Here is a 13,073-nt window from a genome sequence, read left to right on the forward strand (position 1 = left end):
GGCCGGGGCCGCGGGGGCCGGGCACCCCCGAGGGAACTCGGATACCGGCGGGCCCGGAGCATCGGCAAGGATGCGTAGGCACTCCGAACGCACCCCTGCACGGGGTGTACTCGCGTCCGTTGCCGCGCGCACGTCCCGGCCCACGAGGGTCCGGCCCGGGGGGCCGGACCCTCGTGTTCACGCCTCCGCCCGCCCTCCTCCGGCCTGGCCGGCGTGCTCCGCGAGCCGGAACACCGCGACCTCCCAGCCGAATCCGGCCACCAGCCGGTCCGCCGGGGCCGCGGCCAGCGCGCCGACCGGCAGCGGCAGCACCAGGTCGGGGCCGACCCGGGCGAGCGTGGCCAGGTCCCAGGTCCGTACGGTGCCGTCGGAGCCGCCGGTGACGAGGACCGGGCGGCCCGCGATCCGTGCGACGGTCATCGCGGTGAGGCCGTCGTCGGTGGCGCGCAGGGGCGGGCCGACCGGGGTGCGGGTGAGCAGGTCCCAGACGTGCGCCAGGCCGTCGTCGACGCCCACCGCCAGGACCGGGCGGCCGTCGACCACCGCCGCCGCCACCGCCTTGACGACCGGCCCGTCGTCCGGCTCCTCGTCCTCGTCCTCGTCGATGTCGTCGATGTCGCCGGCGTCCTCGGCGTCCTCGTCCGCCGGCTCCCGCTCCCGCTCCCGTCGCGGGGCGTCGGTCACGGCCGGGAGCCCGATCGGCTCGCCGACCGGCGCACCGGTGGCCGGCTCCCACAGCCGCACCGTGTCCCCGTCCGCCGTCACGGCGAGAGGCCGGCCGTCGACCACCACGGTGGTCACGGCGGTCACGGCGGACCCGTGGCCGGCCAGGGGCCCGTGGAGGTCCTCGCCGGTGGCGAGGTCCCAGACCCGGACGAGGCCGCCCGTGCCCCCGGTCACGGCGAGCGGCCGCCCGTCGGCCACCACGCCGGCCACCGCGCGCACCCGGCCGTCGTGGGCGAGGGGTTCGCCCACCGGGGCCCCGGTCGCCGGGTCCCACAGCCGGACGGCGGTGTCGCCCTCGGTGGTGACCAGCACGGGACGGCCGTCGACCACCGCCGCCGCCATCGCCTGCACCCAGCCCCGGTGCCCGGTGGAGGGGGTGCCCGCAGCGGCGCCGGTGTCCGGGTCCCACAGGCGCGCCGTGCCGTCCGCGGCGGTGCTGACCACCAGCGCGGCGCCGTCGGCCCCGACCGTCACCACGGCGGTCACCGGGCCGCCGTGGCCCGGCAGCGGGTCGCCCACGGGACGGACGTCGAGGTCCGGATCCCAGCGGTGCACCCGGCCGTCGTCGGTGCCGACCAGCACCACGGGACGTCCGTCCAGCACCGTCGTGGCCAGGGCCCGGGTCCCGCCCCGGGGGCCGGCGAAGGCCTGGGCGAGCTGCCGCCCGGTGGCCGGGTCCAGGAGCCGCACCAGGCCGGCGTGGTCGCTGACGGCCACCGCCACCCCGCCACCGGTCTCCACCGCCGTCGCCTTGTGCGACGCATCCTTCGGGCCGGCCATGCGCTCGCCGGCCCGGCGGCCCGTGGCCACGTCCCACAGGGTGGTCACGCCGCCGAAGTGGCCGACGGCCACGGTCGGGCGGCCGTCCACCAGCACCGCGGCCAGGGACGACACCGAGCCGCCCCCGGTCTCCAGCGCCGGCCCCAGCTGACGGCCCTTCGCCAGCTCCCACACCCGCAGGGTGCCGCCCATGTCGCCGGTCACCGCCACCGGCCGGCGGCCGAGCACCGTCGTGGCCAGCGCCGACAGCCTGCTCCTGTAGTGGTGGGCGGTGAGCGGCGGCTCGTGCATCGGCGTGCCGACCGGCTCGCCGGTGGCCAGGTCCCAGACCCGCACGGTGCGGTCCTCGCCGCAGGTGACGGCCACCGTCCGGCCCCGCACCACCGCCGTGTCCACCGCGGTCACCCAGCCGGTGTGCCCGGTCAGGGGAGGGTGCAGGAGCCGGCGCGTCCTCAGGTCCCAGACCCGTACGGTCCGGTCGACCCCGCCGGACACCGCGACCGGGCGGCCGTCCGGCTCGGCCGTCGCCACGGAGCGGATGAGCTGGGTGTGGCCGGTCATCGGTTCGCCGACCGGTTCGCCGGTGGCCAGGTCCCACAGGCGTACGGTGCCCTCCTCCCCGCCGGTGACCACGACCGGGCGGCCGTCCACGGTGGCCGTGGTGACCGCCGACGTGCCCTTCGGGTGGCCGGCCACGCTCCAGAGACAGCCGCCCAGTTGGGAGCCGCTGGCCCACACCGGGTGCCACTGCGGGAAGCGTTCGTCCAGCGGGACGGCCTCGAACCGGGCCGCCAGCTCGCGGTCCCCGTACCGCAGGGCGTCCAGGACCAGCAGCCGGCGGCGCACCGCGGGGCCGGCGTCCCGGTGCCGGTGGGCCGAGGCCTGGTACACCGCGGCGCCCGGCCGCCCGAACCCCCAGGCCTCCGGCAGCACGGCCCGCATCGTCGCCGGATCGGCGTTCACCAGGAAGGCGCCGTCGGCCAGCGGGATGGAGCCCAGGCAGGTCGCGACGGCCTGGCGCAGCCCGGGATCGGGGCCCCTGGCCGCGCGCAGCCACAGCGCGACCGCCTCCGCCATCCTGCCGTCCTGGGAGAGCATCCCCCCGAGCCGTTCCTCGGCGAGCTGCCGGTAGGGATCGATCTCGGTCGTGACCGCGCCGCGCAGCAACTGCTCGGCCTGGGCCAGGTCGCCGCGGTAGTACGCCTGGTCGGCCTCGTCGATCGCCGTCGCGGCGTCGACCATGGCCCGCGCCACGTCCGGCGGCAGGGAGTCCAGGTCGACCAGCTCCCCGGGGCGCGCCCACGCCCGGCGGTCCTCGGGGACGGGCCGGGCGGCCTGCGTGCGGCGACCGCCGAGCAACCGGCCTATCCAGCCGCGGTGTTCCTGCGAGTCAGACATCACTCTCCCCACTCCGGTACCGGTCGGGCCCACCCTATGACCGGTCCCGGACAGGGAGCGCCGGCGACGGGGCTCCCGGGCCCTCAGGCCTTGGGCTGAGGGCCAGGCGCCGAGGCCGCCGCACCCGCAGCCGCCGTAGGTGGTGCCGCGGCAACCGGCCGGCGATACGACACCGACCACCGGAAGGTTTGCTCAGGCGGACTCCTGCTTGGGCGCGTAGCGCAGGAGTGCGACGTCGCCGACCGTCTCCACTCCGAGGAGACGCATCCGCCGGGTGCTTCCGCCGGGGTAGTCGGCCGGGTGGAGGAAACGGGGTGCGGCTGCGTCCCCGACGACGAGCGGTGCGACGGCGAGGTGGACCTCGTCGACCAGGCCCTGGGAGAGGAACTGGGTGTGAATCCGTCCGCCGCCTTCGACCATGAGCCGCTCGACACCGCGGGTGGCGAGGTCGTCGAGCAGCACGCCGAAGTCGACGACCTCACCGGTGCTTACGACGTCGGCCAGGCCGTCCAGTTCCGCACGGACCTTGGCGGCGGCGGAGTTGGTGGTGTACACGACCTTCCTGTCCCCGAAATGCCAGAACTTGAGCTCCCGGCTCAAGTCTCCGCTGCCGCTGACCGTCACCTTGAGCGGGTACTCCGGTTTGCCGGCAGCCACGCGGTCGGCGCGGCGCTTGTCGCTGTTCACGAGCAGCCGGGGATTGTCGCTGCGCAAGGTGTTGCCGCCGATGAGGATCGCATCCGACTCGGCTCGAACCTGGTCGACACGGTCGAAGTCAGCCGAGTTCGACAGCAGGAGACGGTCGGGCGAGGTGTCGTCGATGTGGCCGTCGACAGAGGTGGCGACGCTGAGCAGGACGAAGGGGCGGATGGCCATCGCGGTCCGTTCTCTCGGTGGTACTGGGCACTTTGGTGATTCAGACGTCATGGAGGAGATGGCTGTCGAAGACTTCCCGGAACCGGTCGACCTCGGGAACGCCCCGGCATCGTTGCAGCAGTCCGTCGAGCATGGCCAACTCCGTGAAGATCCGGGCTGAGCCGGTCGTGACGGCGATCGCCAGTGCTGTCTCGCCCGTGGCGGCTGCCTCCTCAGGGCCGTTGGCAGCGAGCTGGGAGATGGCCGCGCGAGCGAGGTAGACGCCCCGGTCGCGGCGGAAGTTCAGAGGAAGGGCGTGGATCGCCCGATCGAAGCCGGCCACCGCCTCGTGGTGGCGCCCGAGTAGCGACAGCGATCGAGCGCGCTGGGCCTCCACGTACGCGGCGTCGAGCCATCTGCCGCGGCCGATCGGCGCTTCGGAGGGGTCGGCGATCAGCGCGAGCGCGTGGTCGAACGTGTGCTGGGCGGTCAGCTCGTCGCCGAGGAGCGCGTACCCGTGAGCACCGTAGACCGCGCCCATGGCGCTCAGCCGGCTTCCGGGACGGGCCAGGCGCTGGGCGTAGTCGGCAAGGTCGACGGCGTCGACGGACTCCTTCATGTCGCCGGCCAGTTGGGCCTTCCTGGCCATGATGTATGCGGTCAGGTCGTGGTCGTCACAGGCGTTCGCCCAGTCGGTCGCGCGGTCGGCCCAGTACTGGGCGGCGCGATGGTCTCCACCGTCCTGGTGGAGCCAGCTACAGAACTCCGCGTACTCGGCGAGAACTTGTAGCCAGGTCCGTCGTTCCTGGCCGCCGGCCTCCCGGCGGAGGTGCTGGATCAGCTGGATGTGCCCTTGTGTGGTGGCGACGACCTCGCGTGGTCCGAGGACGTTGTCGCACTCGACCAGGGACCTTCGCAGCGACCGCAGGCTCTCGATCGGGTGAAGTGAAGGGGACAGCGTGGGAAGCAGGGTCCGGGCGTCGGGCACCGCATGACCGGACAAGCGCGTGGCAACCGATGGCGCCAGTACCCCGTGCGCCAATGCCCGGCGCGGCATGGTCACGAAGATGACCCTCCCGTCGGCCATCCGGCGACCGACCCGGACGCCACCGTCCCTCTATCAGGCTCGGGACGCCGGTATCACCACGTTTGGATCAGCCCCCCTTCACGGCGGAGATCTGCCAGGCATGATGACACCCGAACTGGTCGGCCTCATCCGACCCGGTTTGACGCCCGCCACCGCCGCGCTCCTGGTCGTGGCCTCCTGCCCCGGCCTGAACGTCATGCTCCTGTCCGCGAGCAGCGCCGCGCACTGGCAGGATGCCCGGCAAGCCACCGCCGTGCCGCTGGAGCCCCACCAGCTCAGGAGAGTGATCCGTGCAGTCGCCTGACGAACCGACCCGCGTCCGCATGGAAGCCGCGCACGCCACCGCGGCGGCCCGCCTGGGTGCGACCTGTACCGGTGACCCCGCCTGGGGCTTCGCGGGCAGCACCATCGGCCGCCGCGCCGGCGCCCACTGGCTGCGCGTCGCCGCTGCTTCCCCGACCGGCTCCCGCACGCCCGGGCACGGCATCGCCGGTGCCGACGCGCTCGTCCCGCCGGACGTGCCCCGGCCGCGCCTCCACGGCGCCCTCGACTGGGCGGAGGACGGCTGCGGGTACCAGGCCGACCTCCTCGACCGTGTGACCGAGCCGATGGTCTCCACCCGGCCCGACCTGACCGACGACCCCGGCCTTCCCGACTCCTGGTGGCACAGCCTCCGGAGCGCGACCGAGAGCCTGGCCACCGCCAAGGGCGTGCGGACCACCGTGAGGGACAGCTGGATCGGGAGAGCGTTTCCTCAGTTCCTCGGCATCCCCGCCCCGGAGAAGGTCGAACGAGTCACCGGGCACGGTGACTTCCATTGGGGCAATCTCGCCGGCCCCCGGCTGACCATCGTCGACTGGGAACGCTGGGGGATGATTCCCGTCGGCTTCGACGCGGGCATGCTCCATGCCAACAGCCTTCTCGTCCCCGCCGTCGCCGCAAGGGTCCGCGACGAGTTCGCCGCCGTTCTCGCCACCCCGGCCGGTCGCACCGGTGAGCTGACCGCCCTCGCCGAGATGCTCCAGGCCGTCGCCCGCGGGTGGTACCCGGAACTGGCGCCCCTCCTCGCCGACCGGGCACGTGAGTTGACCGGGGTGGCTCCGCCGCAGAAGGCGGCTTCCGAACTCGTCGGATAGGCACGGCTGTCCACGCCGCGCCCTGGGCGGACCGGGTGGACCGTACGGGCGGGGGCGCCGACGTCGGGCCGATGCTCGTGCGACCGGACGGCCATGTGTGCCGGGCCGGCGGCCCGGACGGCCTGGGGGAGGCGCGGGCCCGCCGGTGCGGCGAGCCCGCGCGGGTGAACCGGGCCCGGCGGAGGGCGGCGATACGATCGGCCGCCGAAGCGGCCGTCTCCGCGCCGCCCTCGTCCGGAAGGCCCACCGTGTCGCACTTCGCCCTGGTCGTCGCCCTCCCGGGCGCCGCCGGTGACGACGTCCCGGGCGCGCTCCGTGCCGCGCTCGCGCCGTTCAGGTCCGACCTGGAGGTCGACCCCTACCCCGCGTACCTGGACGGCGCCCCGGCCGGGATCGGCTGCGTCGCCGCCCTGCGGGCAGCGGGCCTGCTCCCCGGCCACGACGACCTGACCTGGGACCAGGTCGCCGAGGCCCACAACCGCAGGTACGGCTTCGGACCCGGGGACGACGACCGCCTGCACGTCGACGGGCAGGGCCGCGCCTACTTCCTGTCGACCTACAACCGGAACGGGGAGCTGGACTACCACCTGATCGGCGGCCTGTTCGCCGGCCACTTCCTCCCGCTGCCCGGCGCGGGCGCCGATCCCCGGCTGATCCACCCCACCGGCCCGGCGGGGGAGCGCCCGCGCTGCGACGGCGGCCCGCGCGCCCTGCTCGACCTCGACGGGCACCGGGACCTGGCGGCCCGGCAGGCCGCCGAGCGGCACGACCGGTGGACCGCGCTCGTCGACGGCCTGCCCCCGGCCCGCCCGTGGGCGCACTTCCGGGCCCGTCATGACGCCGACCCGGCGGGCTACCCGGTCGAGCGGGCCCGGCAGGACCACCGGGCACAGCCCAGGTGCCTGGCCGCCGCCGGTACGGAGGAGTTCGCCCACTGGGACGGAGGCTTCGCGACTCCCCGCGACCGTTACGCGGCCGCCGCCCGCGAGGCCGCCGTCCCCGGGCACGCGCTGCTGCGCCTGGACGGGACCTGGACGGACGCCGACGCGGCGCCGTCCCGCGACGCGTACCTCCGGGCCGCCAACGGCTACCTGGACGGCCTCGACGGCGGCGCGATCCTGGTCGCCCTGGACTGCCACTGCTGACCTACGGGTGGGAAGCCCCGGTGCTCCCGGGCCGCCGTGCGCTGACGCCGGGCCGCCGGCTCTGCCCGTGGCGAATCCGCGGCGGGCAGAAGGGCGGCATCGGGGGGCCCTCCCGGGGCGACAGTGGGGTGGACGGCAACTCCGCCCCCGACCAGGGAGAGCAGATGGCTCCACTCACCGCACCCCCGCCCCGCGCGGGGGAGGGCGACACCCCGCCCAGCCCCTTCGACGACCACCTGGCGGCGCAGCTGCTCGCCCAGCGGATCGTCCTCCTCGGCACCCAGGTCGACGACGTGTCGGCGAACCGGGTGTGCGCGCAGCTGCTGCTGCTGTCGGCGGAGGACCCGCGCTCCGACATCAGCCTGTACATCAACAGCCCCGGCGGGTCGGTCACCGCGGGGCTCGCCATCTACGACACCATGCGGCTCATCCCGAACGACGTCTCCACCCTGGCGATGGGGTTCGCCGCCAGCATGGGCCAGTTCCTGCTCGCCGTGGGCTCGCCCGGCAAGCGGTTCGCGCTGCCGAACGCGCGGATCATGATGCACCAGCCCTCGGCGGGCATCGGCGGCACCGCCGCGGACATCGAGATCCAGGCGGAGAACCTCCTGTTCACCAAGCGGGCCATCGAGCGGATCACCGCCGAGCACACCGGGCAGAGCGAGGAGACGATCGCGCGCGACGGCGACCGGGACCGCTGGTTCACCGCCGAACAGGCCAGGGAGTACGGGATCGTGGACCGGGTGGTGGAGTCGGTCGCCGACATCCGCCCGGCCTCCTCCCGCCGACGGATGGGGCTGTGAGATGGGCTCGTACACGGTTCCCTACGTCGTCCAGCGCACCGCGCAGGGCGAGCGGTCCTACGACGTCTTCAGCCGGCTGCTGAACGAGCGGATCATCTTCCTCGGCACCGAGATCGACGACGGCGTCGCCAACGTGGTCATCGCGCAGCTCCTGCACCTGGAGGCGGAGAACCCGGAGCGCGAGATCTCGATCTACCTCAACTCGCCCGGCGGATCGTTCACTTCGCTGATGGCGATCTACGACACCATGACGTTCGTGCAGGCGCCGATCTCCACGTTCTGCGTCGGCCAGGCGGCGTCGACGGCGGCGGTGCTGCTGGCCGGCGGGGACCCGGGGCGGCGCTTCGTGCTCCGGCACGCGCGGGTGCTGCTCGGCCAGCCCGCCAGCGGCGGCCGGCAGGGGACGGTCTCCGACCTGAGCCTCGCGGCCAAGGAGATGGTCCGGATCCGCTCGCAGGTGGAGGAGGTCCTGTCCCGGCACACCGGGCACGACGCGGCGACGCTGCGCGCGGACATGGACCGGGACAAGGTGCTCACCGCCGAGGAGGCCGTCGCCTACGGGATCGCCGACGAGGTGCTGAGCCGGCGGCAGTTGTTCGGCTGAACCCGCGGCGGCCGGTACGGCGGTGGGCGCACCACCGCCGTACCGGCCGCCTGCCGGGGCGGGCCGGGTCAGGCCACGAGGCAGAGGCCGTCGTAACGCGCGATGGGCGCCGCGGACGACGCGGACGACGTGCGGCTCCGGCCCACCCGGCTCGGGACGGCGTAGCGGGCCAGCTCCTCCTGGGCGAGCGAGAGCAGGTCGCCGAGGCCGAGCCCGAGGGCCCTGGCGGCGGCCGCCAGCACCTCGGAGGAGGCCTCCTTGCGGCCGCGCTCCAGCTCGGACAGGTACGGCATCGAGATCCGGGCCGCCTCCGAGACGTCCTTCAACGTGCGTTCCTGGGCGAGCCGTTCGCGCCGCAGCGCGTCGCCGACCAGGTCCCGCCAGAGCGGCTCCCGCCGTACGGGCGGCTGCGGGACGGCCGTCGGCCGCTGCGGGGTGCGGCCGGTGCCGCCGGACGCGGGCGGCGAGGCCTGCGGGCGCAGGGGGATGACGCGGGCTTCGTTCGGCGCATGGGTGCTCACCCCTCCACCCTAGGCATCCGCGGCGCGGGGGGAAGGCGCCGGCGTTCTGCCCTGGGTGAAGCGGCGTGGGCGGGGCCGCGGGGGTCCGTCGTGGGGGAGGCGCCCGCGGGGCGGCCGGGGTGCGGGCGGTTCCTTCAAAGTCCTTTACTGCAAGTGGAGTTGAGCCGCAAGACTGTGGGTTCTGGCGTTGCGCGCCGGCCGTCGCGCTGGCATCCTCGGGCCGGGCGGTCCCGGCCTCGCGCGGGGCCTTCCGCCAGGGGTGGCGGGAACGGGGGAGGCGGACGTGGGGCGTGCGGCGACGCGGGGGCTGGCGGTGGCGCTGGCGGTGGCGCTCCTGACCGGGGCGGTGGCGCTGGCCTGGTGGCTGGCCGCGGAGCGGATGGGCGCGGCCATGGGGCTGGGCCCGCCGGACGGTGTGGTGGTGGTGGAGAGCTGCTACGACGTGGACGACGGCGAGGGCAACAGCGACGGCACCGACTGCAAGGGGCGGTTCACCCCGGCCGGTGCCTCCGCGGACGAGGCCCGTCCGATCGTGGTGCGGGGCGCGGTCAGGAAGCACCGGGCCGGCACCCGGCTGTCCGTGCGGCTGGCGCGGGGCAAGGCCTACGAGCCGTCGACGGCGCCCGCCATGAAGTTCGGCATCGGCGCGGGCCTGATCCTCATCCTGGGCGCCGTGCCGGCCGGGTGGCTGCTGGTCGGCGCGTGGCGCGGCCGGGCTCCCGAGGGTGAGTCCCTGGTAGTCGGTGTGGTCGGGGGCATGATGGCCGTCATCGTCCTGGGCATCGTCGTCGGACTGTTCGCGGCCATCATCGTGTTCCTGATCTGAGCGGGCCCCGCGCCGGAGGCCCCGCCACCGGGCCCGGCCGTCGACGGCCGGGCCCGGCGGGTCAGCAGTTCGGCGGGTCAGCAGTTCGGCGGGTCACGGTCTCAGCAGGTCACGACCGCCGAGACGGTCGAGGTCGACGGTGACCAGCCGGGCTGCTCGATGCTGAACTGGGCGGTCACGGTCGTGCCGCAGGGCACGGTGCCCGTGATGCCGCCGACCTCGCTCCCGCCGGCCGGGATCACGACGGTCGGGGTGATGGTGGCCAGCGGCGGGCTGGTGACGCCCGTCGTGCTCAGCCGGAAGGAGACCGGCTGGTCCAGCCAGGACGAGCCGGACGGAGTGGCCCGCCCGAACGCGTACACCTGGTTCCCGGTCCAGTTGACGCAGGCTCTGACCGTGAGGTGGTTCGGCGCGCCCGGGCTCCCGCAGACGGTCGTGCCCGCCGTACGGGTCGTGGGCGCGGGGGCGGCGGAAGCGCTCTGGACGCCGGTCAGTGCCGCCAGGGCGGCGGTGCCGGCGAGAACGGCGGTGAGGCGGTTCAAGGTTGGTCCCTCCCTCGTCCGGTGCTCCCGGCGGTTCACCGGGAGCACTGTGACATGTCACATTGCTATGAAGGCATCGTGACAGACCTCTGCGCACGGGGTGCCGTCTTCGCGCGGGAAACCGCCTCGGTGTGCGCATCCGGCCACCGAATGACCTGAACGGCCTGTCATGGCCCGGGTGGAGCGGGGCCCGCCGGATGCTCCGACTGTTGACGCGATGTCAGGAGAGGGTCGGTTTGCGGACATTCACCGTCCGGCCGTTGACCAGACCCCCGCCGCGGCTATTGGCTCGGGGCGTCCGACCGAGCCAACAGGGCCCGTCGGCAAGCCAGTTCGGGAGACAGCCGATGTCCGCACCGCACCGCACCAGACCCCTGACCGCCGCCGTCCGCGCCCTGGCGGCAGCCGCCCTCGCGGCGGTCGGCGCCGGGCCCGCCGCCGCCGCACCGGCCGCCGCACCCGGCTGGGCGGCGCCGCACACCCAGCGGATCAGCCAGGCGCCCGGCGGGGCGCAGGCCGACGGCGACTCCTACCCCGGCGGCCTCTCCGCCACCGGCCGCTACGCCGTCTTCACCTCGGACGCCGCGAACCTGGTGCCCGGCGACACCAACGGCGCCTCCGACGTGTTCGTCCGCGACCTGCTCACCGGGCGCACCGAACGCGTCAGCCTGGCCGACGACGGCGGCCAGGCCGTCGGCACCTCCTCGGGGAAGGCGATCAGCGCCGACGGCCGCTACGTCGCCTTCGCCTCGGACGCCGCGAACCTGGTGCCCGGCGACACCAACGGCGCCTTCGACGTGTTCGTCCGCGACCGGGTCGCCGGACGCACCGAGCGGATCACCGTCGGCGACCCCTCCCAGCCGCAGACCGGCGGCACCGGCACCCCGGTGATCAGCTGGGACGGCCGCCACGTCGCTTTCGCCTCCGGCCGCGCCGACCTGGTGGCGGGCGACACCAACCACGTCGCCGACATCTTCGTGCACGACCGCCGCACCGGCACCACCCGCCGCGCCAACGTCGCCGACGACGGCACCCAGGCCCAGAGCCCCGCCCGCAGCCCCGCGCTCAGCGCCGACGGCAGCCGGATCGCCTTCGTCTCCCGCGACAGCCTCGCCCCGGGCACCGGCGGCGACCCCGAGGAGGAGGACGCCACCGCGCCGCTCGCCCGGGCCCGCACCTACCCGCTGTACGTCCACGACCTGCGCACCGGCACCACCCGCCCCGCCAGCATCGGCCCCGACGGGAAGACCTACGGCGTCCTCGACGGCGGTCTGAGCCCCGACGGGCGCTACGCGCTCTTCAGCTCCTACACCTCCATGGCCACCGGCTACGCCCACCCGCAGATCCTCGTCCACGACCTCGGGGCGGGCACCACCACCCTGGTCAGCACCGCCCACGACGGCGCCCCCGGCGCCGGCGACGGCCAGTCCCACAGCCCCGTGATGACCGCCGACAACCGCCGGGTCTACTTCGCCTCGCAGGCCGCCAACCTGGTGCCCGGCGACACCAACGGCGTCGACGACGTCTTCCGCCGGGACCTGCGCACGGGCACCGTCGAGAGGGTCGCCCTGGCCGCCGACGGCTCCCAGCCCCCGGTCGCCTCCGACGGCCCGGCCATCGACGCGCTCGGGACGGCCGTGATGATCGCCTGCGCCGACACGCCCCAGCTCCCCGGGGACACCAACGGGCACCAGGACGTCTTCCTGCGGCGCCTGCCCCTGCTCTGAACCCGCCCCGCGCCGCCGGGGCACCGGCGCGGCGGGACCGGCCCCGCCGCGCCACTGGCTAGCCTGTCCCGGGTGGACCCCGCGACGCAGCCGACCGAGGCGGACCGGCCCGTGCTCTACGAACGGGCCGGGCACGTCGCGCGGGTGACCCTGAACCGGCCCCGGGTGCTCAACGCCATGGACCTGCGGATGCACGCCGAACTCGGCGCCGTCTGGGACGAAGCCGAACGCGACGACCGGGTACGGCTGGTCGTGCTCACCGGCGCCGGCGACCGCGCCTTCTCCGTCGGCCAGGACCTCACCGAACGCGCCCGCCTCGACCGCGAGGGCGCCGAACCCACCACCTTCGGCTCGCGCGGCCTGCCCGGCTGGCCCCGGCTGACCGAACGCTTCTCCCTGTCCAAACCCGTCCTGGCCCGGGTCCGCGGCTACGCCCTCGGCGGCGGCTTCGAACTCGTCCTCGCCTGCGACCTGGTGATCGCCGCACGGAGCGCCGTCTTCGCCCTGCCCGAAGCCACCCTCGGACTGGTCCCCGGCGCGGGCGGCGCCTTCCGGCTGGCCCGGCAGATCCCGCTCAAGGCCGCGATGGGCCACCTGCTCACCGGACGCCGGATGACGGCGGACCAGGCCCTGGCCTTCGGCCTGGTCAACGAGGTCGCCCCGGACGACCGGCTGGACGAGTGCGTCGAGCGCTGGAGCGCCGACCTGCTGCGCTGCGCACCGCTGTCGCAACGCGCGCTGAAGGAGGCCGTGATGCGCTCGCTGGACCTGCCGCTGGAGCAGGCCTTCACCACCCGCTACCGGTGGGAACAGGTCCGCCGCGCCAGCGAGGACGCCAGGGAGGGGCCGCGCGCCTTCGCGGACAAACGCGACCCGGTGTGGCGCGGGCGCTGACACCGCCCCAGCGTTCACGCGGGCGCTGA

General features: G+C 74.9%; 13 protein-coding genes. 8 read left to right on the forward strand and 5 right to left on the reverse strand.

Annotation, left to right across the window (positions count from 1 at the left end):
• Positions 1-177: 177 nt before the first annotated feature.
• From ACIQOW_RS28550 to ACIQOW_RS28560, 3 genes are all read right to left on the reverse strand, one after another.
• Entirely contained in the window at positions 178-2,904 is a 2,727-nt protein-coding gene (locus ACIQOW_RS28550) for a hypothetical protein (RefSeq protein ID WP_401089663.1), read from the reverse strand.
• Positions 2,905-3,096: 192 nt separating this feature from the next.
• Positions 3,097-3,780, reverse strand: coding sequence for a RibD family protein (locus ACIQOW_RS28555; RefSeq protein WP_401089665.1), 684 nt, complete (start codon positions 3,778-3,780; stop codon positions 3,097-3,099).
• A gap of 40 nt (positions 3,781-3,820) precedes the next feature.
• The gene (locus ACIQOW_RS28560) at positions 3,821-4,747 is read right to left on the reverse strand and encodes a DNA-binding protein (RefSeq protein ID WP_401089667.1); all 927 of its coding nucleotides are present in this window, start codon (positions 4,745-4,747) and stop codon (positions 3,821-3,823) included.
• Positions 4,748-4,946: 199 nt separating this feature from the next.
• On the opposite strand from ACIQOW_RS28560, the gene ACIQOW_RS28565 reads away from it, so the two are divergent.
• The 5 genes from ACIQOW_RS28565 (at position 4,947) to ACIQOW_RS28585 (ending at position 8,534) form a co-directional block, all read left to right on the forward strand.
• Positions 4,947-5,150 carry a hypothetical protein gene (locus tag ACIQOW_RS28565; RefSeq protein WP_401089669.1) on the forward strand — a complete coding sequence of 68 codons (204 nt, stop codon included), beginning with the start codon at positions 4,947-4,949 and terminating at the stop codon, positions 5,148-5,150.
• Complete coding sequence (locus tag ACIQOW_RS28570) at positions 5,137-5,982, forward strand: phosphotransferase (RefSeq protein WP_401089671.1); 846 nt, start codon at positions 5,137-5,139, stop codon at positions 5,980-5,982. The genes ACIQOW_RS28565 and ACIQOW_RS28570 overlap by 14 nt, the downstream gene beginning before the upstream one ends.
• A gap of 248 nt (positions 5,983-6,230) precedes the next feature.
• Positions 6,231-7,127 carry a hypothetical protein gene (locus ACIQOW_RS28575; RefSeq protein ID WP_401089673.1) on the forward strand — a complete coding sequence of 299 codons (897 nt, stop codon included), beginning with the start codon at positions 6,231-6,233 and terminating at the stop codon, positions 7,125-7,127.
• Between the two features lie 164 nt (positions 7,128-7,291).
• Complete coding sequence (locus ACIQOW_RS28580) at positions 7,292-7,930, forward strand: ATP-dependent Clp protease proteolytic subunit (RefSeq protein ID WP_401089675.1); 639 nt, start codon at positions 7,292-7,294, stop codon at positions 7,928-7,930.
• 1 nt (position 7,931) lies between these two features.
• Positions 7,932-8,534 (forward strand): ClpP family protease, encoded by a 603-nt coding sequence (locus ACIQOW_RS28585; protein ID WP_401089677.1) that lies wholly within the window; start codon positions 7,932-7,934, stop codon positions 8,532-8,534.
• Between the two features lie 68 nt (positions 8,535-8,602).
• On the opposite strand, the gene ACIQOW_RS28590 is transcribed toward ACIQOW_RS28585, so the two are convergent.
• Positions 8,603-9,055 carry a helix-turn-helix domain-containing protein gene (locus ACIQOW_RS28590; protein ID WP_401089678.1) on the reverse strand — a complete coding sequence of 151 codons (453 nt, stop codon included), beginning with the start codon at positions 9,053-9,055 and terminating at the stop codon, positions 8,603-8,605.
• A 283-nt stretch (positions 9,056-9,338) separates the two neighbouring features.
• Here ACIQOW_RS28590 and ACIQOW_RS28595 point away from each other — a divergent pair, with 283 nt between their 5' ends.
• Positions 9,339-9,881: a hypothetical protein gene (locus ACIQOW_RS28595; protein ID WP_401089680.1), complete on the forward strand. Its 543-nt coding sequence runs from the start codon at positions 9,339-9,341 to the stop codon at positions 9,879-9,881.
• A 101-nt stretch (positions 9,882-9,982) separates the two neighbouring features.
• On the opposite strand, the gene ACIQOW_RS28600 is transcribed toward ACIQOW_RS28595, so the two are convergent.
• A complete protein-coding gene (locus ACIQOW_RS28600) occupies positions 9,983-10,423 on the reverse strand; it encodes a hypothetical protein (RefSeq protein ID WP_401089682.1) in 441 nt (146 codons plus the stop codon).
• 347 nt (positions 10,424-10,770) lie between these two features.
• Here ACIQOW_RS28600 and ACIQOW_RS28605 point away from each other — a divergent pair, with 347 nt between their 5' ends.
• Complete coding sequence (locus ACIQOW_RS28605) at positions 10,771-12,150, forward strand: TolB family protein (RefSeq protein WP_401089684.1); 1,380 nt, start codon at positions 10,771-10,773, stop codon at positions 12,148-12,150.
• Between the two features lie 72 nt (positions 12,151-12,222).
• Positions 12,223-13,044 carry an enoyl-CoA-hydratase DpgD gene (gene dpgD, locus ACIQOW_RS28610; protein WP_401089686.1) on the forward strand — a complete coding sequence of 274 codons (822 nt, stop codon included), beginning with the start codon at positions 12,223-12,225 and terminating at the stop codon, positions 13,042-13,044.
• Positions 13,045-13,073: the final 29 nt, after the last annotated feature.

It is taken from the genome of Kitasatospora sp. NPDC091335, from assembly GCF_044757205.1.
Lineage (GTDB): Bacteria > Actinomycetota > Actinomycetes > Streptomycetales > Streptomycetaceae > Kitasatospora.

Excerpts from the sequence above, each read along its gene's own strand:
- ACIQOW_RS28585 (WP_401089677.1), top strand. The coding sequence starts at position 7,932 with ATGGGCTCGTACACGGTTCCCTACGTCGTCCAGCGCACCGCGCAGGGC.
- ACIQOW_RS28555 (WP_401089665.1), bottom strand. The coding sequence starts at position 3,780 with ATGGCCATCCGCCCCTTCGTCCTGCTCAGCGTCGCCACCTCTGTCGAC.
- ACIQOW_RS28550 (WP_401089663.1), bottom strand. The coding sequence starts at position 2,904 with ATGTCTGACTCGCAGGAACACCGCGGCTGGATAGGCCGGTTGCTCGGC.
- ACIQOW_RS28565 (WP_401089669.1), top strand. The coding sequence starts at position 4,947 with ATGATGACACCCGAACTGGTCGGCCTCATCCGACCCGGTTTGACGCCC.
- ACIQOW_RS28580 (WP_401089675.1), top strand. The coding sequence starts at position 7,292 with ATGGCTCCACTCACCGCACCCCCGCCCCGCGCGGGGGAGGGCGACACC.
- ACIQOW_RS28605 (WP_401089684.1), top strand. The coding sequence starts at position 10,771 with ATGTCCGCACCGCACCGCACCAGACCCCTGACCGCCGCCGTCCGCGCC.